Here is a 20,956-nt window from a genome sequence, read left to right as displayed (position 1 = left end):
TGAACGCCTACGACTGCAATGCGGCCGGAGAACATCGGCGTCCGGCCTGAAAAGTCCGCCACCCGCGCACTTATCGCCGGTGATCAAGGCTGCGGTGAAAATCAACGGAAGGGGTGTGATGGCCGTTTGAGGTCAGATCGCCCACCCGAGAAAAGCGAACGTTCGCGGTGTACCGCTCGGCCATGACGTGAGCCCACCGCCTATCGTTTCAATCGAACCGATAGTGAAGACGGACGCATCCTCTATCGAGCGCCTTCGCTTGGATCAGCCGTGGGCTGCTGCGAAATCCGGCGGCTGGAAAGAGCGGGCTGCCGCCGCCGAGCAACTCCGGAAACATATAGATCTCGATCTCGTCGAGCGCGCCGCGTTCGAGGAATCAGGCGATCGACCGCTTCGAGCCGCTGCGTGCGGTCCCTTTTCGCGCCTTCGCGCGCCCCCGTATCGTTGGCAGCATTGCCAACGGGCTCGGCAAATATAGCGAAGCGGTCGCCAATGCGGGCTATCGCCGGCGGACGGAGCGAGAACGGCTGAAGTCGCTCATGGCCGAGCGGCGAGAGGACGCCGCCAGTCCCCTGCAGGAGTTGTCCAAGCTGACCGCAACGCTCGCGATCGGCATGATCCTTGAGGAATGGCGGCAAAGCGAAATCGAACAGATCGGAACTGCCGAGCCGACCGCTTATGATACGCTCGCGTGGAAACAGACGGAATTTCTGCTGCGCGAGGCGATCGACAACCTGCCGCCAAACGAAGCCTTTATCGTTCGGCAACATTATCTGAACGGGGTCGGTTTTCGCCAGATCGCGGTCGCGCTAGGTCTCTCGAACGGGCGTATTTCGCAATTGCACGGGCGTGCGCTTGGTCGACTACACGGGCGCCTGGCCAAAGCAGGATGAAGGGAATGACGATGAGCAAGCTATGCAGCGATCGGGATCTTGCGGCGCTGATCGAAGATATTCGCGGCGACGACAGCCGGGACATCGAAAAGATCGAACGCCAGCTCAGTCTCTTCCCCGAGGATCCGCGGCTGCATTTCCTGCGCGGCTCGACCCTCGCTGGCAAGCAGCGGGCGATCGAAGCGCATCGATCACTGCAGAAGGCGGTGGAACTCGCACCCGACTATGCGCTGGCTCGTTATCAGCTCGGCTTCTTCGAATTGACCTCGGGCGAAGCCGACCGTGCCCTTTCGACCTGGGGGCCGTTGCTCAAGTTACCTACGGAAAATTATCTTCGGCGTTTTGTCGACGGTCTGACCCATCTCATCCGCGACGAATTCGCCGCCGCGATAGCGCAGTTCGAGGCGGGCATCGCGCTCAATCAGGACAACCTGCCGATGAACCACGATATCGGCTTGCTGGTCGCTGAATGCCGCAAGGCGCTCAACGGCGGAACGGCAGACGGCGGCGAAGATGAATCGGCGACCTCTTTCCTGCTGGGCCAAGTGTCGCCCGGCGCGACCCATCATTGACCGGACGACCGGCGTATGACCCGGATTTCGGCCTCCGACCACATCATCATTCTGCTGCGCCAGAAGCTGGAACGGGCGGCCGCGCTCAAGAAAGGCAGAAAATCGCAGAAATCCGGCGAACTAGCCGGTAAGGACGCCTCAAGCATCCATCGCGTCCGCGCTCTCGCCCAGCTGGAAGCGCTCGGCGACGAAGATATCGATCGATCGCTGATCCAGGGTCTGCTGCTCGAGGAATTCGGCGAAGCTTTGGTCAACGATCCCAAATTCCAGCAGCTCGTATCGCGCATCGTCGATCTGCTTGCGAACGACGATGCCGGAAAAGCTTTGCTGGGTGCCGCGCGGCGCGACTTGCGCGAATAATTGGCGTGCGGCGAATGGCTTCGCGCTATCGGGCGAGCCGACCCAGCAATTGCCGCAGCGTCCGCCCCTGATCGTCGAGCGGCTGGTCGAGCGCGCGATCCAAGATGCGGCCGGCCTGCTCGCCATCGCCTTGGGCGGCGGCAACGAGCACCCGGGCGAAGGCGGCGGAAAAACATTGGCGATCGAGCCGGAAGGCCACCGCGATGCTGCGCTCCGCCGCCTCGATCTCGCCCGCCAATACCTGTATCGTCGCGAGCGACCCGTGGCATTCGGCGAAACTGTCGTCGAGCGCCATCGCCTTTTCGAATCGCGCCGCCGCGCCCTCGCGGTTGCCGGCAATCAGATGTGCCCAACCCGCGGCGATCCAGCTACCGAGATGATCCTCGAAAAGCTCAGCGCCATGGTCGATCTGGCGCAGAGCTTCGTCGGTCGCGCCAAGGCTCAGATTGGCGAGACCAAGACCAATCCACGCCCTTGGCGACCTGTCGTTTTGCGCCAGTGCGCGATCGAGCAGCGAATGCGCCGTCTCGCTGTCGCCGTCGCCAAGGAGCAGGGTGCCGAGCGTCGTCAACGCATCGGGATGCTCGCCGCCGGCGATGGCGGCCTGTCGTGCCAGCACCTCGTCGTCGAGATCCATCGCAAGCACCGACGCTGCCGCCTGCAGCGGCGCATAGTCACCGTGCGCCGTCAGATAGGGCAGCAGCTTCTCGGCGGCGCCGTCGAAGTCGCCGCGTTCATGCGCCAATTGCAGGTCGAGCATCGCCGCCTGCGGCAGCGCCGCCACCGTCGCCTCGTCGAGCAGCGCCGCCGCGCGCTCGAACTGCCGGTCGAGCGCCAGGCTCCAGGCGAGGTTGAACCGGACCGCTATATCGTCCGAATGGGTATCGGCCAGAGCCGCGAACAGCGCGATCGCGCGCGCTTGCCGCCCGTTCCGCATCGCCGCGAGGCCTGCAGCCGAGCTTTCGACGTCACTGAGCCCGGCCGCCCGTTCGAGCCTTGTATAGCAGTCGTCGGCGGTCGCAACATCGCCTGCCGCCATCGCCGCAGCCGCACAGTCGCGCAGCAATGCGACATTGGCAGGGTCGCTTTCTAGATAGCCAAGCAGCCGGGCGACGGTGTCCTTTTGTCCCGATACGTCCATCTTCTTATCAATCCTTTGGATAAGCGCTGTCTATGCTCGTCGACTAGCTATCGAGCTTTACGACCTGGAACGACTGCAGCGCGGTTCGCAGCGGAATTTCCTCGATAGCGAGGATCGACAGCTGCGGGATGGCACGCTGGGTCAGGCGCAGCAGGTTGCGGCGTATTTCCGCCGCGCACAGCAGTACCGGCGATCGGCCTTGACGCAGCATGGTTTCGGCCACCGGTGCGAGTTTGCGCAGCAATTGATCGGCGAGCTTGGGCTCCAGCCCGATCGCCGTATGGGCGCCGCCGGCGCCGAGGCTCTGCGCGATCTGATTTTCGACCCTCGGATCGAGGCTGATTACCGCGAGATGGCTGTGGCTGCCACGCAGGCCGTTGCAGATGCTCGTGCTCAGGTGGCGGCGAACGAGGTCGGTGAGCACGACATGGTCGCGCTCGGTACGTGCGACGTCGACAAGGATTTCGAGGATCAGTTCGATATTCGCGATCGACACGCGCTCGGCGAGCAAATTCTGCAGGACGCGCTGGATATCCGATATGGTCATGACGTTCGGGACGAGTTCCTCGACCAGGCTTGGCTGCCGCTCGCGGGCGAGGTCGATCAACTGCGCGGTGACCGAACGGGTCAGCATCGTCGCGACCTCGGCCTTCATGACCTCGGTGAAATGGGTCATCAGCACCGTTTCGGGGTCGATCAGCGTCAGCCCCTTTGCCCGCGCCTCGCTTTCGCGCGCCGTCCCGATCCACCAGCCGGGCAGGCCGAATGCCGGATCGCTGGCCTCGATGCCCTCGATCGTCGCGCCGCTATCGCCGGGGCGGACCGCAAACAGATGGTCGGGAACGATCCGTCCGGCACCATAGGCCGTGCCATGAAGCATGACCCGGTAATCCTGCGAACCGAGTTCGGCGGCGTCGGTCAGCCGGACCTGCGGGAAGACGATCCCGAATGACGTCTCGTGCGCGGCGCGGCCGGTGGCGATCCGGTCGAGCAGCAATGCCCGCCGCTCAGCCCAAAAGGTCGCAAGCTCGCTGCCCAACCGGATTTCGATCGGCGCGGTGTCACCCAGTGAATTCGCTTCGGGAAGGTCGCTTTCGCCCGCCGCCTCCGCGTCCGCCGCTTCCGCGCGCATCCGCCGTCGGATGCGCACCCACGCCGCCAACGCCAGCAAGCCGATCAGCAAGATCGGCCACTTCGGCATGCCGGGTAGAATCATGAGAGCAAACAATATGCCGCAAACGATGAGGGGAATGCGGGGCACCGAAGACAGCTGATTGAAAATTTCTGTGCTCAGCTCACGGTCGGAAGCCGAGCGGGTAACGATGATACCGGTTGCGATCGAGATGATCAGCGCGGGGAGCTGGGTCGCGATGCCGTCGCCGATTGTCAGCAGTGCGAAATGTTCGAGCGATTGGCCCCAACTCATCCCCATCTGCACGACGCCGACGATCAACCCGGCGACGATGTTGATCAGGACGATGATGATACCGGCGACCGCATCGCCCTTCACGAACTTGCTCGCACCATCCATCGCGCCGTAAAACGATGCTTCCTTCTCCAGATTCTTGCGTCGTGCCGCGGCCTCGTTCTGGTCGATCAGACCCATGTTGAGATCGGCATCGATGCTCATTTGCTGGCCGGGCAGCGAATCGAGCGTGAAGCGCGCAGCGACTTCGGACACGCGCTGCGCGCCCGAGGTGATGACGATGAACTGAACGACGACGAGTATCGAGAAGACGACGAGCCCGATGACGAAATTGCCCTGCACCGCGAACGAGCCGATCGACCCGATCACCTCGCCCGCGTCGCCGCCGGTCAGGATCAGCCGCGTCGCAGCGACGTTGAGCGACAGCCGATACAAGGTCGCGACGAGCAGCAACGAGGGAAAGGTCGAAAAATCGACCGGCTTCGCGACGTAGAAGGTCAACAGCATGATCGTCAGCGCGAGGCCGAAGTTCATGATGATCGCGAGATCGAGAAAGGCCGGCGGTATCGGCGCGAACAAAATGATCAGAATCAGCACGAAGCTGGCGACCAGGATCAGATCCTTGTTGCGGCCAAGAAGGGTTTTCATGCGGGATCGCCTGGGGGTACGCCCGGCGCGGCGTCGTGCTCGCGCAGGCGGATATAAAGAGCTGCAACGGCGCGGTAGCTGTCGGTACCGATCGGCTGGTCGACCTCATGCCGGTAATAGAGCGCCCGCGCGAGCGGCGGATTGGCAAAGATGGGTATGTTCAAAAGCCGCGCCTTCCGCTTCATCAGTTGCGCAAAGACGTTGCGGCCGCGCGCGCGCACGACTGGCGCGTCCATATGCTCGGCGTCGTAAAGCAGGGCAATGGCATAATGGTCCGGATTGGTGACGATAAGGTCGGCACCAGCGACACGTTCGAGCCCGCGCGCTTGTTCGGCCATCCGTGCGTGAAGCTGCTTGCGCTTCTGTTTGATGCGTGGGTCGCCCTCGCGGTCCTTGATCTCGCGGGTCAGTTCGCGGCGACTCATCCTCATCTGGCGGCGAAATTCGCGGCGCACGATCAGCTGGTCGACGATCGTGAAAACGACGGCGAGACCCAGAAAGGCCAGGATCAATTGTCCCGCCGCTCCGGTGAGCGCGCGCACGACCGCCCCGGTACCGGCCATGCCACCGCCGAAACTCTCGATCGCGGCGACGATAACCAGCCAGGTGGCCGCGGCGTAAGCGATCATCTTGACGATATTCTTCAGTGTTTCCTTCAGCATGCGCACCGAAAAGAGGCGCTTGATCCCCTTGGCCGGATTGAGCCGGCTGAAGTCGGGCTTGAGCGGCTGGAAGCTGAAAATCAGTCCGCGTAGCTGGATGAGGTCGAGCGTGATCAGCACGGCGACGATCGCGATGCCGAGCAGCATGAGCGGATAGAGACCTTCGCGCAGCACCCCGCCGCCGATTGCGAGCAGTTCGGCGGGGGCGTCCGCTCGCTCGATGCCGAGGGTCAGCGCGCGCCGCATGACCTGCGCGAGCATTACCGCAAAACTCGCGCCCGCAGCTAGAGCGAAGAATATCAGCGCGACGAGGCTGCCGACGAAGCCAAGGTCCATACCACGTGCGACCTGGCCCTTTTCGCGCGCGCGCTTCAGCTTGAAGGGCGTCGCTTCCTCGGTCCGGTTCTGTTCCTGCCCCTCCAATTTTTCAGCCCACGGCGACGAGCGTCAGCGCATCCGAAAGCGCGAGACGGATGAGACGGAGAAACAGCCCGGCCGAGACGCCGATGGCGATTGGCAGGCAGAGCAGCATCGCGATCGCCTTGACCTGAAAGCCGAGTAGCAGCACGTTCATCTGCGGCAAGGTTCGCGACATGAAGGCGATGGCGAGATCGAGCAGGAAGAGCGCCATAATCACCATACCGACTAACCCGATCGCGATGCCGAAGAGGCCGCCCATCAGCTTCGCCATCGCGCCAAGGTCGGGGTGCAGCGCCGCGCCGAGCGGGACAACGTCAAGCGAGGCGGCCCATACTGCCAGCAGGTCAAACGGCCCCGATCCGGCAAAAAATATGGCAGCGGTTGCATAGGCAAGAATGGTGCCGGCGAGCGGCATTTGTGCCTGCGTCGTCGGATCGGCGACCATCGCGAGGCCGAATCCGGCCTGGATATCGAGCGTCTGCCCCGCCCACAGCAACGCCGCGAAACAGAGTTGCAGCGCCAGCGCAATCGCGATTCCGATCGTCAACTCGCCGATCGCTAGCACCGCGAACGAAGGTGCATTCTCGATCAGCACCGTGGTGCGGTCGGGCCATGTGTCGACCATCCATGCGGCGAGGGCGATGGCCATTAGTACACGGACCAGAGCGGGCACTCGCACGAGCGTGAAGGGCGGTGCGAAGGCGAGCGCGGGCGCAATACGCAGGGATGTGCAGAGCACTGCCAGAATCTGCTGGGTGAAATCGTCCACGAAGGGCCTCGCGTGCCTATTGGCCGAGCGTGGGGATGGAGAGATAGAGTTCGCGCGCCCAGTCGGTGAGCCGCCCGAGCATCCAAGGCCCGAGCGCGATGAGCAGAAATGCGGCGGTCAGGATCTTCGGGACATAGGAAAGCGTCATTTCCTGTATCTGCGTCGCGACCTGAAATACCGAAATGATCAACCCGACAACCAGCGTGCCGACGAGTACCGGCATCGCCAATACCACCGCGTTCCACAGCATCTGGTCGAGCAAATCGAGCGCTTGCCCCTGTTCCACGCGTCCCCCGAATTTTTCGAACACGGATGATTCTTGCCCTGTTAACCCTGTTTCAATCAGACGACCGGTGACGCAAAGTCAATGGCTTCGCGATGAATGCCAAAAGCAAAAAGAAGGCTGAGGCGAACCCTAAAGTCTGCTGACCACTCGGACTGTGTTGAAGCTTACAACTCGCAAATGGCCGGTGACGATCGCCGTCGCTCCCGAGGCAGGGAACGCTTGGGGTGTGACATCTCAGGATTTGGTGGGGCCATGCAGTGATTACCATCCAGGTGTCCCTCCAAGCCGGGTGGGTCGCTAGCTTTCGCGTCCGGGCGAAGGCGCGATCTTCACTCCCGGCCCGGGTAAAGTTTTGCGAGGACATGTGCAGACGCCTTGACGCGCCGCGCCTTCGTCGCGGCGTCGATGGCGACGAGGCCGAAGCGCTGACGATATCCCAGCATCCATTCGAAATTGTCGAGCAGCGACCAATAGAAATAGCCGCGCACGTCGGCCCCGCGCGCCATCGCCTGCCGCACTCCGGCAATAGCGGCGTCGATAAAGACGGCGCGGCGATCGTCGTCGTCGCCGACATAGCCATTTTCGGTAACGACGATCGGGACCCTCCAGCGGCTCGCCACCCATTCGCACACCGCGCCGATCGCCTCGGGCCGGTCTTCCCAGCCCATCGTCGTCGGCACGCCGCCCTTGGCGATGCCGACGCTGCCGTCCGCGCGGCTCGTCATGCGCGAATAGGTCTGGACGCCAACAAAGTCGTCTTCCTCGGCGGCATCGAGGAAAGGGGCATAATAGGTCTCGCACCGCGCGTCGCGATGGGCCTCGCCGCCGGGCTCGGCATATTCTTCGGACAGCGCGAGCGTCATGCCGACCGCAAGGTTTGGCCGCTCGGCGCGGATCGCTGCGCGCGCCGCACGATGCGCGGCAAGGCCGTTGCCGAAGATCGCTTCTTCGGGGCTGTGGAGGAAGAAGGCATCGAGCGGCGCCCCCAGTGCGCGCTCGGCCGCCGCGCGCTGCGCAGCGCTGGCGCGGCCGCGGAAATAGGGCGCGGCGATCGCGGGCAGGTTGAGTTCGTTGATCGTGCAGACGATCGCGAGACCATCGAGTGCGCGAACGACGCGCGCCGCCTGTTCGGCAAAGCGCTCCGGGAATTCCTGCCAAACAAGCCCGCCGCGCGCCGCCATCCAGCGCGGCTGGCTGAAATGATGGAGCGTAACGACGGGCGCGATCCCGCGTGCAAGGCAGGCATCGGTGACGCGGCGATAATGGTCGAGAGCGGCTTGCGACACAAAGCCTGCCTCGGGTTCGACCCGCGCCCATTCGACCGAAAAGCGATAGGCATTGAACCCCAGCGCGGCAACGATGCCGATATCTTCGGCATAGCGATGATAATGGTCGGCGGCGTCGCCCGAGGGTTCGAGGAAGAGCGACGGCTGCGCATGTTCGAGCGCCCAGCAGTCCGAATGGACATTATTGCCCTCGACCTGATGCGCGGCGGTCGCGGTGCCCCACAGGAATCCGGGCGGCAGGCGGCCCGTCATGCGCGCGGGTCGCGGCTGGAGAAATTGAAGATATAGGCGCGGCGCGGTCGGTCGGTCGTTCGGTTGCCCGACGTGAAATGCGGCGTTCCGTAATTATGAACCGTCGCGCCGCCGGCCTTCAGCGGGCAAGCGACCGCGGTGTCGAGGTCGAGCGCCGCCTCGGGATCGCGGATCGCCAGCAGGCGCTGGCTGTAATCGGCATCTCCGCCCGCGATATAATGGTCGAGCAAAGGCGCGCGATGCGCGCCGGGGACGAAATGCATGCAACCATTCTCCTCGTCGACATCGTCGAGCGCGACCCAGAATTGCACATATTCGTCCGACGGCACCGGCGTCCCCGCTGGCGTGAAGGGCATTTCGGCGTAGCTGTAATCCTGATGCCAGGGCGTTGTCGCAAGCTGGCCGGGCTCCTTGTAGATCAACATGTCGAACACCGGCTTCGGATCGTCGATACCCAGCAATGCCCGCGCGATATCGCGCGCGGCGTCGAGCGCGGGATTGTCGCGAAAGATCGGATGATAGGCGGACGGGACCATGATCTGGCGCGTCGTCATGCCCAGCGGATTGTCGGTGGCGCTGCAGTCGATTTCGCCGCGCAGCATCGCGTCATACACCCCCGCCAGCTCCGCGACCGTGTCCGCGCCGATCAGCTGCGGGATAGCCAGGAACCCGTCGCGCCGGAAGCGCTCGACCTCGATCGCCTGCATCTTTGATCCTCGATCCGATGCCGCGGCGCGATGCCACGGCTGCATCGCCAGATTAAATTGAACCATTGACAAAATGCAATATTAGATCGAATTTGAGGCATATTAAAAATAACGATAAATTTGTGGGAGTGGGAGACATGCCGAAGATGCGGACGTTTTTTACCTGTGCAGCCGCGATTCCGGCGTGCGCCATCGCCTTTGCCGCCGCCCCTGCGATGGCGCAGGATCAGCCCGAAACGGCGGCGCGCGACGATACGGCGATCGTGGTCACGGCGCAGAAGCGCGAGGAACGGTTGCAGGATGTCCCGCTGTCGATCGCCGTCGTCGGCGGCGACCGGTTGAACGACCTCCAGCTCAACGCATCGACCGACCTGCAATATGTCGTGCCGGGCCTGATGTCGCCGGCCCAGTCGGGGCCCCGCAACTTCGGCTTCTTCATCCGCGGCGTCGGCACCAACACGTTCAGTTCCGAAACGATCGAACCGAGCACCGCCTATGTCATCGACGGCGTCGTCATGGGTCAGAGCGGCGCGACCCTCGTCGACCTTCCCGACATCGAGCGCATCGAGGTTTTGCGCGGGCCGCAGAGCACCTTGTTCGGCAAGAATGCCAGCGCGGGCGTGATCAACATCGCGACGCGGCGGCCGTCGGACACGCTGACCTTCCGCGCCGGGGTGAGCCTCGGCTCGCCGGACAACGACCTTCATGCCTATGGCTATCTGTCGGGCCCGCTCGCGGAAACGCTCCGCTTTTCCGTTTCGGCGCGGCGCAGCTATCGCGAAGGATATATCCGTAACGAGCCCGACGGGCGCCGCCTCAACGACCGCGACGAATATGGTTTCCGCGGCAAGCTGGAATTCGAGCCGTCGAGCGCGCTGCGCGCGACGCTGACCGGCGATTATTGGGAAAGCAATTCCAACTGCTGCATCTGGACGGTTCAGCGCTTTCCCGACCCCGCCTTCCGCTATCCCTGGGAAAACACCGCGGTCGGCATCATCGGCGACGATCTGGGCCGCGAAAACCAGAAACAGTCGATCAACGGCGACGTCTTCACCCACGCCAAAAGCTATGGCGCCTCGCTCCAGCTCGACTGGGATATCGGCGGGGGCCACACGCTGACCTCGATCAGCGCCTGGCGCGGGTTCGAGACGGTCGACGGGCTCGATTCGGATTCGTCGACCGACAATTTCCTCGACATCAACTATGGCGACCACAAGCAGCGGCAGGTGTCGCAGGAACTGCGCATCGCGTCGCCGACCGGCGGTTTCGTCGACTATGTCGCGGGGCTCTATTATTTCCGCCAGACGGTAGACAGCTATACGAACCAGCTCTTCCCGACCTTGTTCTTCCTGCCCTTCTTCAATCGCGAGGTCGACGTCGATGTCGCGACGCGGAACATGGCGGTGTTCGGACAGGCCAATTTCAACATCACGGACCAGCTCACCGTGACGCTCGGCGGCCGCTGGCTGACCGAAAAGCAGCGCGTCGCGAAGTCGCGCCTCGACACGATCACGCTCGCCACCGACAGCGCGAGCGTCAGCGGCAAGGACGACGCGCTGACCTGGCGCGCCGCGATCGAATATAATTTCACCCCCGACATCATGGCCTTTGCATCGGTGACGCGCGGCTACAAGGGCGGCGGTTTCGACAGCAACATTGCGGTGCAGGCGCTGCTGCCGGTCGGTCCCGAACGGCCGACGAGCTATGAGGCCGGGCTGCGCACCACCTTCCCCGGCGCCGGGCTGACCTTCAACGTCACCGGCTATTATGCCGACATCAAGGGCTATCAGACCGCCAGCCGCGATCCGATCGCGCTCACCTTCCCGCTCACCAACGGCGATGCGAAGACGCGGGGGTTCGAGGCGGAACTGAGCTGGCGACCGGTGCGGACAGCCGATCTGTTCCTGACCGCCGGCGTCGCCTACACCAACGCCGAATGGGGCGATTTTCCGGGGGCGCCCTGCGCCGGCGGCCAGACCGCGGCGCAGGGCTGCATCGGCGGGGTGCAGGATCTGACCGGTCAGCCGCTGCCCTTCGCCCCCAAATGGGCCTATAATCTCGGGCTCGACTATGCGCAGCCGCTCGGCGGCGGGCTGAAGATCAGCACCAGCGTCAATTACAACTATCGCTCGAAGCAGGTGATCGGCTTTCCCAACTATGTCGACGTGAACGAGCCCGGCTATGGCCTGCTTGCCGCGACGATTGGTATCGGGGCCGAAAACGACGCGTGGAAAGTCTCGGTCTTCGGCAAGAATCTGACCGACGAGAATTTCCGCACCTTCGCCTTCAACAATACCAACGGGACGCTTAACCAGTATCGCGTCTATGAATCGCGGCGGATCGTCGGCGCGGCGCTCGATGTTACGTTCTGAGCCGGCGAATACGAGTGACGGCAGTGCGGCGCCGCCGCGGCTGCTCGCCGGCATCAGCTTCCTGACGCCGGCCGAGCTGCCCGACTGGTCCGCCGGGCCGCGTGGCGACCGCGCGACGATCTACGCGGCGCTCAAGGCGGCGGGGTACGAAGCGATCCAGACGCTCGAACCGCAGGCGGCGATCGACGCCGGGCTGATCCCGACCGGGCTGATGCGCATCTTCGACGACGTCGACCAGATGGCCGACGCCGCGATGAAATGGCAAGACGCCGGCTGCGATTGCTCGACCGTCCAGCTCGGCACCGGGCTCGAGAGCGACAGCGAAATGCTCCGGCTTGCCGAGGCGATGCTCGATATTTCGACCACGATCGATCATCCCATTTATCTCGAAACGCACCGCGCGACGATGACGCAGGATATCCGCCGCACGCTCGACCTGATCGAGAAACTGCCCGAACTCCGCTTCAACGGCGATTTCGGCCATTGGTACATCGGCCACGAATTGACCTATGGCGACATGGACATGAAGTTCGAGGCGATGCGTCCGGTGTTCGAGCGCACGCGCTTCATGCACCTGCGCGTCTCGTCGAACGCCTTTGGCCAGATTACCGCGAGCGACCCTGCCGAGACGCGACATCTCGACTATTACCGCCGCATGTGGACCGCGAGCTTCGACGGGTTTCTGCGCGATGCGAAGCCGGGCGACTATTTTGCGGTGCATCCCGAGCTGTTGCCCGCGCGCGCCTTCTATCCGAAGATGGTGCGGGGCCCCGATGGCGAATGGCGCGAGGAGAGCGACCGCTGGACCGAATCCGCCTTTCTGATCGATGTCGCGCGGCAATGCTTCGCCGAAGCCGCGGCCTCGGTCGCCGCCTGATGCGTGCGGCGCTGGTCCTCATGTTTGCCGCGCTGATATCGCAGCCCGCCCATGCGCGCTCGCTCGACGGCGAACCCGCGACGGTCAAGGCGCCGGCGGGCACGCTCGAAGGCCGTGCGAAGGACGGCGTCGAAGGCTTTGCGGGCATCCCCTATGCCGCGCCGCCGGTCGGCGACCTGCGCTGGCGCCCGCCGGCTCCTGCGCCTGAATGGCCAGGCGTCCGGCCCGCCGCCGAATTCGGCAACGACTGCCCGCAGGTGCGCTTCGACGGCGACGCGACGCCCTCGACGCAGCCGTTGAGCGAGGACTGCCTCTACCTCAACCTCTGGCGCCCGGCCAAAGGCGCACGCAAGCTGCCGGTGATGGTCTATATCCACGGCGGCGCCTTCGTCGCGGGGTCGGCGGCGTCGCCGACGCTCGACGGGGCCAATCTGGCGCGGCGCGGCGCAGTGGTCGTGAACTTCAACTACCGCCTCGGCCGCTTCGGCTTCTTCGCCCACCCGGCGCTGTCCGCCGAGGCGGGCGGACAGCCCGATGCCAATTTCGCGTTTCTCGACATGATCGCCGCACTCAAATGGGTGCAGGCGAATGCCGCGGCGTTCGGCGGCGATCCCGGCAACATCACCATCTTCGGCGAATCGGCGGGCGGCGCGGCGGTCGATTTCCTGATGGCCTCGCCGCTCGCGCAGGGGCTGTTCCACAAGGCCATCGTCCAGTCGGGCGCCAATCGCGAACCCTATGCGCGGCTGAGGACCGATCGCCCGACGCGCATTTCGGGCGAGAAGGCGGGCGCCGCCTTCGCCGCCAAGGCTGGTCTTGCCGACCCGGACGCCGCCGCGCTCCGTGCGCTGCCCGCCGATGTCGTGCAGGGCCAGCTCGCCATGTGGGACATGCAGGCCGACCGCTTCAACGGCCCGATCATCGACGGCAAAAGCGTGCTCGCCGACCCGATCGAGCGCTTCACCGCGGGCGACGTCCCCAGGATACCCTTCATCGTCGGCACGACGAGCGCCGAACTCAGCGAGGAAGTCTTTGCGCCCGCGATGATGGACTATCTGAAAAGCCAGCTCGATCCGGCCAGCCTCGCCGATCTCACTCGCGCCTATGGCGACCCGCCGGCGCCGGCGCTGATCGACGATTATTTCTTCAAGGAAGCCGCGCGCGGTTATGCCCGGATCATGCGCGACCATGGCGCGCCGGCATGGCGCTATGTCTTCGACCATGTCGCCGAGGCCGACCGCGCGAAACGCAAGGGCGTGGGCCATGCCAGCGAGCTCGCCTATCTGTTCGGGAACCTCCCCGCCACGGCCGGACCGTCGGATCGCGAAACGGCGCGACTGATGGGCGACTATTGGGTCAATTTCGCGCGCAGTGGCCATCCGGGCGGGCGCGGCCTGCCCGACTGGCCGCAGGCCGGGCGCAAGGACAATCTGTTGCGGATCCGCGCCGGATCGGCGGCGGTCGAGCAGGACAGCGATGCCGCGCGCCTCGACGCCGTCGAACGCCATGCCAACGCCCGCCGTGCCAAGGAGAAGAGCATTCCATGACCCAGCACCGGCTGAGCACCGCAAAGAAGATCGGCTTCACGCTCGGCGATTATGCCAGCAACATCTATTGGCAGAGCGTCTCGATCTTCCTGCTCTTCTTCTACACCGACGCGGTCGGCATTCCGGCGGCAACCGCCGGCCTCATCTATATGATCGCCTCGATCGTCGATGCGCTGCAGGACCCGATCATGGGATCGATCGCCGACCGCACGCGCAGCCGCTGGGGGCGTTACCGCCCCTATATCCTCTTCGGCTGCGTTCCGCTCGGCCTGTCGTTCGTGCTGCTTTACTGGCGCCCGCCCTTCTTCGAGGGCACCGCACTGGTCCTGTGGATGCTGTTTACCCACATCGTCTTCCGCACCGCCTATACGGTCGTGACGATCCCCTACACCTCGCTCAACGCGCGGCTAACCGACAACAGCGACGAGCGGTCGACGATCGCAGGCTGGCGGATGATCTTCGGCGTGCTCGCGGCGATGACGATCATCTACCTGACCTTTCCGCTCGTCACCCGCTTCGGCGGCAGCAGCGCGACGACGGGTTTCACCTGGGCGGCGGCGGTGTTCGCGATCGTCGCGACGGCGATCTATCCGCTCGTTGTCCGGATCACCCGCGAACCTCCGGAGGCGGTCGGCGATGAACCGCGGCTCAGCCTTGCGGGTTATTGGCGCGCGCTCGCCCCCAACCGCGCCTTCTGGGTCCTGATCGCCGCGACCGTCGCGGCCTTCGTCTGCTCGGTCGCGCTCGGCAAATCGGTGCTCTATTATTTCAAATATGTGCTGAACGACGAACCGGCATCACGGACCGCGCTCGTCGGCATGTCGGCGATCGGCCTTGTTTCGATCCCGATGTGGGTGTGGATCACCAAATATATCGGCAAGCGCAACGCTTGGTTCGCGGGGACCGCGATCGGGATCGTCTTGCTGACGGTCTTTGCAGTCAGCGACTTCGGCACGCCGCTGGTGATGACCGTCTGGTTGCTGCTGTGGAGCCTCGGGACGCTGGGGCTGTCGATGACCTTCTGGTCGATGCTGCCCGACACGGTCGAATATGGCGAATGGAAGACCGGCGAGCGCACCGAAAGCTTCATCTTCGGCCTGTTCCAGTTCTTCCTGAAGGTCGCGCTGGGGGTCGGCGCCGGATTGTTCGGCTGGCTGCTCGAACGCGTCGGTTATGTCGCCAACGCCCAGCAGTCGGCAGAGACCATCGCGGGGATCAAGGACATCATGATCTGGCTGCCCGGCGCGGGCTTCATCGTCGCCGGGATCGCGATGATCTTTTACCCCATTCGCAAGGGCACCCACGAAGCGATTGTCGAGGAACTGGCGGCGCGGCGCGCCAGCGCCCCGCCGCCGGGTGTCTGACAACGCCGCGCCAACCCGCCATCACTCAAAAATAGATCTAAAATTGGCTTTAAATGATAAAATAGATATATTATTGTGACTCGAGAGGAGAGAGTCGTGGACGATGCAGCGCGCCTGAAAGCGTGGAACGAACAAGGGTTTTTCGTGATCCGCGGCCTTGTCGATCCCGCCGACGCCAAGGCGGTCGAGGACGAGGTTATCGCGCGCATCCGCGCCAACCCGCCCGAGGACCATCCCGGCGAGACCCTCTATCAGGCAGGCCCCGACTATGCGATCTTCCCCGAAAAGGAACCAAGCCCGAGCGCGGTGAACCCCGAGGACCGCATCGCCAAGGTCTTCAACTGCCACGCCGAAGGCATGACGCGGCGGATCGCCGAAAGCGAAGCGGTCGCCGACGTGGTCGAGGGCCTGCTCGGCCCCGACATAGACTGTTTCCAGAGCCAGTTCATCTTCAAGAACCCCGGCGTCATCGGCCAGCCTTGGCATCAGGACAGCTATTATTTCCGCTTCGACCGCCAGCCGCAGGTCGGAGTGTGGCTGGCGCTGAGCCGTGCGACACTGGAGAATGGTTGCCTGTGGGTGCTGCCCGGCTCGCACAAGGGCCCGATCCACGACCATGTGCCCGACCGCCGCCCCGCCGCGAACCGCGCCTATACCGAGATCGTCAGCGAGGACGACAGCGCGCGCGAACCGGCGCTGATGGAGCCCGGCGACGTGCTCTTCTTCCACAGCTTCCTGATGCACATGTCGACCGACAATGTCGCCGACGAGCGCCGCGCGGCGATGGTCTATCACTACGGCCGCGCCGGCACGCAGCCGGTGAACGCCGAAGCTGCGGCGTCGCTCGCTCCCGTCAACCGCTGGATTCCGATCCGCCGCAAAGAGGCAGAGGCCGCATGAACGCCCCCTATCGCATCCATCCGCAAAACAAGGATTTCACCTGGACCGACGCGCCCGACACCGGGATGCGCCGCGTGACGCCCGAGCAGAAAAAGCAATTCGACGAACAGGGCTATTTCATCCTGCGCGGCGCCTTCACCGATGCCGAACTCGACACGGTCGAGGCGGCGATCGATCCGCTCGAGCATCGGCACGAGCTGGCGATCCGCGCCAAGGAGGAAGGCCGCGAAGGCATCTCGTCGGCCGATGCGATCACCTTCACCGGCCATATCGTCAAGCAGTCGCCGATCCTGAAATCCTTCGCCGCCCATGAAGTGATCGCCGACGTGTGCCACGACCTGATCGGCCCCGATGTGCGCCTCTATTGGGATCAGTCGGTGTACAAGAAGTCGGGCAAGCCGCAGGAATTTCCCTGGCATCAGGACAATGGCTATACCTTCATCGAGCCGCAGCAATATCTGACCTTCTGGATCCCGCTCGTCGACGTCGATGTCGAGAACGGCTGTCCGTGGATCGCGCCGGGGCTGCACAAGCTCGGCACGCTCGAGCACTGGATCACCCCGATCGGCCTCAAATGCCTCGAGGAGGCCGAGGACGCCGTCCCAGCGCCCGGCAAGCGCGGCGACATCATCATCTTCTCGTCGCTCGCCCCGCATCGCACCGGCCCGAATTTGAAAAGCGGGACGGTACGCAAGGCCTATATCCTCCAATACGCCCCCGAAGGCGCCGAGGCGTGGACGCGCGAGGGCGAGCGCGTACCCCAGACCGATCCCGACCGGCAGTTCCCGATCCTGAAGGGCGGGAAAAGACCGTGACGCCGGGCCAGCTCGCCGCCTATGCCGAAGCGTTCCGGCGCGATGGCTTCGTGCATGTCCCCGGCGTGATCCCCGCGGACGAACTCGCCGCCTATGCTGCCGCGGTCGACGAAGCGGTCGCCACGCGCAAGGCCGGCGACACGCGCACGCTCGACGAGAAATCGCCCTATGAACAGAGCTTCCTCCAGTGCCAGTATATTTGGGAAGATTTCCCCGGTGTCCGGCCGCTCACCTTTCACCCCAGGGTCGGCGAAGTGACCGCGGCGCTGCTCGGCGCCGAAAAGGTGCGATTGTGGCACGATCAGGCGCTCTACAAGGAAGCGGGCGGGCGCGAGACCGAGGCGCATCAGGATCAGCCCTATTGGCCGATCGTCGAACGCGACACCGCAACCGCGTGGATCCCGCTGATGAAGGTCGACGCCGCAATGGGCTGCATGGGCTATGTCCCCGGCTCGCACCGCGGTGAAGCCGAATATGTCGACATCTTCGGCACGCCGGGCGACGGCAAAAGGCTGGTTGACAAATATGCCGGTACGCCGCCGGTGTTCATCGAATGCGCGCCGGGTGACGTGATCTTCCACAACGGCTACACGACGCATATGGCCAAGGCGAACCGCTCCGACCAGACGCGCCGCGTTTATACCGCCATCTATTTCGCCGACGGATCGCACCGCGGCGGCACGCGGCCGCACCCGTCGGTCGATCGCGACGCGATCGCCGATGGCGCGGTCATCGACGGCGGCGCGACCCCTGTCACCTGGCCGCTCCAAGGCGGGCGTATCCCCGATCCCGAGCCCTGGCCCGAGGCGGCCGGCCTCGAATGGCGCGAACGCGCCGAGCGGCTGGGCATCATTCCCAAGCGCGCATGACGACGCTGCCGATCCGCCAGCACGGCCCGCTGTTCCTCGATGCCGACGGCGGGCAGGTGATGCTGCGCGGCGTCAATCTCGGCGGCGACTGCAAGGTGCCGCCGGGGCAAGGCACCGATGTCTACAGCGATTTTGCCGATCATCGCAGCATATCCTTCGTCGGCCGGCCCTTCCCGATCGAAGAGGCCGACGCGCATCTGGGACGCATCGCGCATTGGGGCTTCAACACGCTGCGGCTGCTGACGACGTGGGAAGCCGTCGAGCATGCCGGGCCGGGGCGATATGACGAGGCCTATCTCGACTATTTCGCCGCGGTCGCGCGCAAGGCGGGCGAGCATGGCCTCACCCTCTTCGTCGATTTCCATCAGGATGTGTGGAGCCGGATGTCGGGCGGCGACGGCGCCCCCGGCTGGACCTTCGAGGCGGTCGGTCTCGACTTCACGAAATTCGACGCCGCGGGCGCGGCACATGTGATGCAGGCGCGCTACGACTATGCGTCGCCCGAACGGCGGCAGGATGCATATCCGCAGATGAGTTGGGGGTCGAATTACCGCCTTCCCGCCAACGGGATCATGTGGACGCTCTTCTGGGCCGGGAAAACGATAACCCCCGACTTTCTGATCGACGGCGTCAATGTGCAGGATTATCTGCAGCGCCATTACCTGGGCGCGATGAACGAGATCGCGCGGCGCCTGGCCGACATGCCGCACGTGATCGGCTTCGATACGCTCAACGAACCCAGTCTCGGCTGGGCCGGCCAGCCGATCGCTTACCGGCACCTCGCGCCCTCCGACGCCAATCCCGAACGGCCGCGTATCGGCCCGGCGCTTGCGCCGCTCGATGCGATTGCGATGGCGCGGGGCCTGTCGGTCGAGGTGCCGGTGCTGACGCGCGACGAGGCCGGTGCGGCGGTCCCCACGACGACGCGCATCTTCAATCCCGGCCGCGTGTCGATCTGGCGCGATGCCGCGGCCTGCCCCTTCGAGGCGGCCGGCCGCTACCGCATCGAAGACGGCGTGGCCGTTGCCGCCGGCGACGATGTGCTCGCCGCGATAGACCCGAGCGAGGATGTCTATCGCCCTTTTTTCCGGAAGGTCGCCGACGCGATCCGCCGGCATCGGCCCGACTGGTCGATCTTCGCGGAAATGGACGTGTTCGCGCATATCGCGGGGCGGCAATTCCCCACCCGCCTGCCCGAGCGCACGGTCAATGCGAGCCACTGGTACGACATGGGAATGCTGTATCTGAAGCGCTTCGACCCCGCGAACCACCGCGACGCGGCGACCGGGCGGGCGGAAACCTCGCTCGATGCCATCGCCGCGCGCTATCGCCGTCAGCTCGGCAGCTTCGCCGAGGAAAGCGGGGGCTTCCCCGGCGGCGGCGCGCCGACGCTGATCGGCGAATTCGGCATTCCCTACGACCTCGACGAAGGCGAAGCCTATGAGCGTTGGGAAAATGGCGAACGCGCTGTGTGGGATCAGCACGAAGCCGCGCTGACCTTGATGTACGACGCGATGGATGCGCTCGGCCTGCATTCGACGCAGTGGAACTACACCGCGTCGAACCGCAACGACCTGCGCATCGGCGACGGCTGGAACCAGGAGGACCTGTCGATCTGGTCGGTCGACCAGCAGACCGGCGGCGGCGATCCCGGTGACGGCGGACGCGCAGTGCCGGGGTTCAGCCGGCCGTGGGTGCGCCGCGCGCAGGGCCGTATCCGCAGCGTGCTTTTTGAGCGTGAAATGCGCCGCTTCACGGCGGCAATCGATGCCGACGCGAATATCGCCGGGGCGAGCGAGATCTATGTCCCGCTGGCTCATTATCCGGCGGGCTTTGTCCTGCGCTGCGAAGGCGTGCCCGCGGAGGTCGATCTGGACCCGGCGCGTCAGCGCGCGCGCATCCGCGCGACGGTCAGCGGCGCGATGTCGGTGGAGATACTTCCATCCGCCTGATCAGGCAGCGCGCTTGCGTCCGCGCTTGGCTTTCGCGCCGCTGCGCAGCCGTTCCTTGATCGTGTTGCGCACCGGCTGACTGGTCGCGAAATAGTCGTCGATCAATGCCAGCGTGCGGGCCTTGTCGCGCGCGACCAGCGCCTCGACGATGGCGCGGTGCATGCCGGACACCTCGCCATCGGCGCTTCTGCGCCCCTCGCTGGGTTCGGCAAACAGGTTCACATAGCGTTCGAGCCGGAAACCGATGTCGCCGAGCAACTGCATCAACAGCGGCGAGCGGCAGCCCGAGACGAGCGCGCCGTGGAACTCCCAATAGGCGCGCTGCCACTGCTCGCGTGCTTCTGCCTCGCCGTCGGGTTCGACGACCTTCGCCTTCGACGCGCGATGGAGCTGGACGACGACGCGTTCTTCCCATTCATCGTCGGCAAGGTCGATCGCCATCTCGATCGAGAGCTTGTAAAGCCGCTGATACACCGACAGCACATCGTCATAATCGTCGAGTGATACCGGTGCGACGCGATAGCCCTTCTGATGCTCGTGGACGACCAGGCCGCTTTCGGACATCAGCAAGATCGCCTCGCGGATCGGGCTATGGCCGACGCTGTAGAATTGGACGAGGTGTTCGACCTTCAATCGCTCGTGCGGTTCGAAAACCCCGCGCACGATATCGCGGCGCAGCCAGAAGGCGGCCGCTTTCGAAGGATTCTGTGCCGGATCGAACGGACCCGATACGCCTTGCCCCGAAAAGGTCGAAATAGATGGAATATCGGTCGTCACAGCCAATATTCCATAATCCGAAAGCACCCCGTGTCCAGCGCGACCTTTACGCCCGCCGCCG

Annotated in this window: 19 protein-coding genes and 1 pseudogene; 11 read left to right on the top strand and 9 right to left on the bottom strand. The window is 64.5% G+C overall.

The features are described from left to right. Positions 1-208 precede the first annotated feature (208 nt). Positions 209-364, bottom strand: a pseudogene (locus LH19_RS28150) (dihydrofolate reductase family protein); the annotation flags it as partial. On the opposite strand from LH19_RS28150, the gene LH19_RS28145 reads away from it, so the two are divergent. From LH19_RS28145 to LH19_RS19865, 3 genes are read left to right on the top strand one after another with little or no spacing between them, the layout of a single operon-like run. After that, complete coding sequence (locus LH19_RS28145) at positions 342-893, top strand: sigma-70 family RNA polymerase sigma factor (RefSeq protein ID WP_082395947.1); 552 nt, start codon at positions 342-344, stop codon at positions 891-893. The pseudogene LH19_RS28150 and the gene LH19_RS28145 sit on opposite strands and share 23 nt — an antisense overlap. Positions 894-898: 5 nt before the next feature. Then, positions 899-1,465 carry a tetratricopeptide repeat protein gene (locus tag LH19_RS19870; protein ID WP_145923532.1) on the top strand — a complete coding sequence of 189 codons (567 nt, stop codon included), beginning with the start codon at positions 899-901 and terminating at the stop codon, positions 1,463-1,465. Between the two features lie 15 nt (positions 1,466-1,480). Next, entirely contained in the window at positions 1,481-1,825 is a 345-nt protein-coding gene (locus tag LH19_RS19865) for a hypothetical protein (RefSeq protein WP_054731526.1), read from the top strand. Positions 1,826-1,850: 25 nt separating this feature from the next. Here LH19_RS19865 and LH19_RS19860 read toward each other — a convergent pair whose 3' ends face one another. From LH19_RS19860 to LH19_RS19830, 7 genes are all read right to left on the bottom strand, one after another. Beyond that, positions 1,851-2,966: a tetratricopeptide repeat protein gene (locus tag LH19_RS19860; RefSeq protein WP_054731525.1), complete on the bottom strand. Its 1,116-nt coding sequence runs from the start codon at positions 2,964-2,966 to the stop codon at positions 1,851-1,853. Between the two features lie 43 nt (positions 2,967-3,009). Then, the gene (locus tag LH19_RS19855) at positions 3,010-5,040 is read right to left on the bottom strand and encodes a flagellar biosynthesis protein FlhA (RefSeq protein WP_054731524.1); all 2,031 of its coding nucleotides are present in this window, start codon (positions 5,038-5,040) and stop codon (positions 3,010-3,012) included. Continuing rightward, positions 5,037-6,125, bottom strand: coding sequence for an EscU/YscU/HrcU family type III secretion system export apparatus switch protein (locus LH19_RS19850; protein WP_054731523.1), 1,089 nt, complete (start codon positions 6,123-6,125; stop codon positions 5,037-5,039). Before LH19_RS19850 ends, LH19_RS19855 begins: the two co-directional genes overlap by 4 nt. Positions 6,126-6,129: 4 nt before the next feature. Beyond that, positions 6,130-6,891 carry a flagellar biosynthetic protein FliR gene (locus LH19_RS19845; RefSeq protein WP_158514458.1) on the bottom strand — a complete coding sequence of 254 codons (762 nt, stop codon included), beginning with the start codon at positions 6,889-6,891 and terminating at the stop codon, positions 6,130-6,132. 16 nt (positions 6,892-6,907) lie between these two features. Then, complete coding sequence (gene fliQ, locus LH19_RS19840) at positions 6,908-7,201, bottom strand: flagellar biosynthesis protein FliQ (RefSeq protein ID WP_234715976.1); 294 nt, start codon at positions 7,199-7,201, stop codon at positions 6,908-6,910. 305 nt (positions 7,202-7,506) lie between these two features. Then, positions 7,507-8,715 (bottom strand): glycoside hydrolase family 1 protein, encoded by a 1,209-nt coding sequence (locus LH19_RS19835; protein WP_054731521.1) that lies wholly within the window; start codon positions 8,713-8,715, stop codon positions 7,507-7,509. Next, entirely contained in the window at positions 8,712-9,422 is a 711-nt protein-coding gene (locus tag LH19_RS19830) for a phytanoyl-CoA dioxygenase family protein (RefSeq protein WP_158514457.1), read from the bottom strand. The genes LH19_RS19835 and LH19_RS19830 overlap by 4 nt, the downstream gene beginning before the upstream one ends. A gap of 146 nt (positions 9,423-9,568) precedes the next feature. On the opposite strand from LH19_RS19830, the gene LH19_RS19825 reads away from it, so the two are divergent. From LH19_RS19825 to LH19_RS19790, 8 genes are all read left to right on the top strand, one after another. Continuing rightward, positions 9,569-11,794, top strand: coding sequence for a TonB-dependent receptor (locus tag LH19_RS19825; RefSeq protein ID WP_158514456.1), 2,226 nt, complete (start codon positions 9,569-9,571; stop codon positions 11,792-11,794). After that, positions 11,781-12,671, top strand: a complete 891-nt coding sequence (locus LH19_RS29095; RefSeq protein WP_158514455.1) for a hypothetical protein — start codon at positions 11,781-11,783, stop codon at positions 12,669-12,671. The genes LH19_RS19825 and LH19_RS29095 overlap by 14 nt, the downstream gene beginning before the upstream one ends. Further along, a complete protein-coding gene (locus LH19_RS19815; RefSeq protein ID WP_054731517.1) occupies positions 12,635-14,218 on the top strand; it encodes a carboxylesterase/lipase family protein in 1,584 nt (527 codons plus the stop codon). The genes LH19_RS29095 and LH19_RS19815 overlap by 37 nt, the downstream gene beginning before the upstream one ends. Then, entirely contained in the window at positions 14,215-15,582 is a 1,368-nt protein-coding gene (locus LH19_RS19810; protein WP_054731516.1) for an MFS transporter, read from the top strand. The genes LH19_RS19815 and LH19_RS19810 overlap by 4 nt, the downstream gene beginning before the upstream one ends. A gap of 96 nt (positions 15,583-15,678) precedes the next feature. Next, complete coding sequence (locus LH19_RS19805) at positions 15,679-16,482, top strand: phytanoyl-CoA dioxygenase family protein (RefSeq protein ID WP_082395937.1); 804 nt, start codon at positions 15,679-15,681, stop codon at positions 16,480-16,482. After that, on the top strand, positions 16,479-17,297 hold the full coding sequence (locus LH19_RS19800; protein WP_054731515.1) for a phytanoyl-CoA dioxygenase family protein: 819 nt from the start codon (positions 16,479-16,481) through the stop codon (positions 17,295-17,297). Before LH19_RS19805 ends, LH19_RS19800 begins: the two co-directional genes overlap by 4 nt. Next, positions 17,294-18,166 carry a phytanoyl-CoA dioxygenase family protein gene (locus LH19_RS19795; protein ID WP_054731514.1) on the top strand — a complete coding sequence of 291 codons (873 nt, stop codon included), beginning with the start codon at positions 17,294-17,296 and terminating at the stop codon, positions 18,164-18,166. Before LH19_RS19800 ends, LH19_RS19795 begins: the two co-directional genes overlap by 4 nt. Next, positions 18,163-20,118 (top strand): cellulase family glycosylhydrolase, encoded by a 1,956-nt coding sequence (locus LH19_RS19790; RefSeq protein ID WP_054731513.1) that lies wholly within the window; start codon positions 18,163-18,165, stop codon positions 20,116-20,118. The genes LH19_RS19795 and LH19_RS19790 overlap by 4 nt, the downstream gene beginning before the upstream one ends. Here the strand turns inward: LH19_RS19790 and LH19_RS19785 are convergent, their stop codons facing one another. Continuing rightward, on the bottom strand, positions 20,119-20,895 hold the full coding sequence (locus tag LH19_RS19785; protein ID WP_054731512.1) for a GntR family transcriptional regulator: 777 nt from the start codon (positions 20,893-20,895) through the stop codon (positions 20,119-20,121). It abuts the gene before it with no gap. Between the last annotated feature and the right edge of the window lie 61 nt (positions 20,896-20,956).

The organism is Sphingopyxis macrogoltabida (genome assembly GCF_001314325.1).
Taxonomy (GTDB): Bacteria; Pseudomonadota; Alphaproteobacteria; order Sphingomonadales; family Sphingomonadaceae; genus Sphingopyxis; species Sphingopyxis macrogoltabida.
The sequence above is the reverse complement of the archived record's forward strand: the minus strand, read 5'-3'. Positions and strand labels throughout refer to the sequence as shown.

What these genes read in the sequence shown, in the direction of transcription:
- LH19_RS19825 (WP_158514456.1), top strand. Translation starts at nt 9,569, where the DNA reads ATGCGGACGTTTTTTACCTGTGCAGCCGCGATTCCGGCGTGCGCCATC.
- LH19_RS19815 (WP_054731517.1), top strand. Translation starts at nt 12,635, where the DNA reads ATGCTTCGCCGAAGCCGCGGCCTCGGTCGCCGCCTGATGCGTGCGGCG.
- LH19_RS19865 (WP_054731526.1), top strand. Translation starts at nt 1,481, where the DNA reads ATGACCCGGATTTCGGCCTCCGACCACATCATCATTCTGCTGCGCCAG.
- LH19_RS19860 (WP_054731525.1), bottom strand. Translation starts at nt 2,966, where the DNA reads ATGGACGTATCGGGACAAAAGGACACCGTCGCCCGGCTGCTTGGCTAT.
- LH19_RS19855 (WP_054731524.1), bottom strand. Translation starts at nt 5,040, where the DNA reads ATGAAAACCCTTCTTGGCCGCAACAAGGATCTGATCCTGGTCGCCAGC.
- LH19_RS19800 (WP_054731515.1), top strand. Translation starts at nt 16,479, where the DNA reads ATGAACGCCCCCTATCGCATCCATCCGCAAAACAAGGATTTCACCTGG.
- LH19_RS19830 (WP_158514457.1), bottom strand. Translation starts at nt 9,422, where the DNA reads ATGCAGGCGATCGAGGTCGAGCGCTTCCGGCGCGACGGGTTCCTGGCT.
- LH19_RS19810 (WP_054731516.1), top strand. Translation starts at nt 14,215, where the DNA reads ATGACCCAGCACCGGCTGAGCACCGCAAAGAAGATCGGCTTCACGCTC.
- LH19_RS19870 (WP_145923532.1), top strand. Translation starts at nt 899, where the DNA reads ATGACGATGAGCAAGCTATGCAGCGATCGGGATCTTGCGGCGCTGATC.
- LH19_RS19835 (WP_054731521.1), bottom strand. Translation starts at nt 8,715, where the DNA reads ATGACGGGCCGCCTGCCGCCCGGATTCCTGTGGGGCACCGCGACCGCC.
- LH19_RS29095 (WP_158514455.1), top strand. Translation starts at nt 11,781, where the DNA reads ATGTTACGTTCTGAGCCGGCGAATACGAGTGACGGCAGTGCGGCGCCG.
- LH19_RS19790 (WP_054731513.1), top strand. Translation starts at nt 18,163, where the DNA reads ATGACGACGCTGCCGATCCGCCAGCACGGCCCGCTGTTCCTCGATGCC.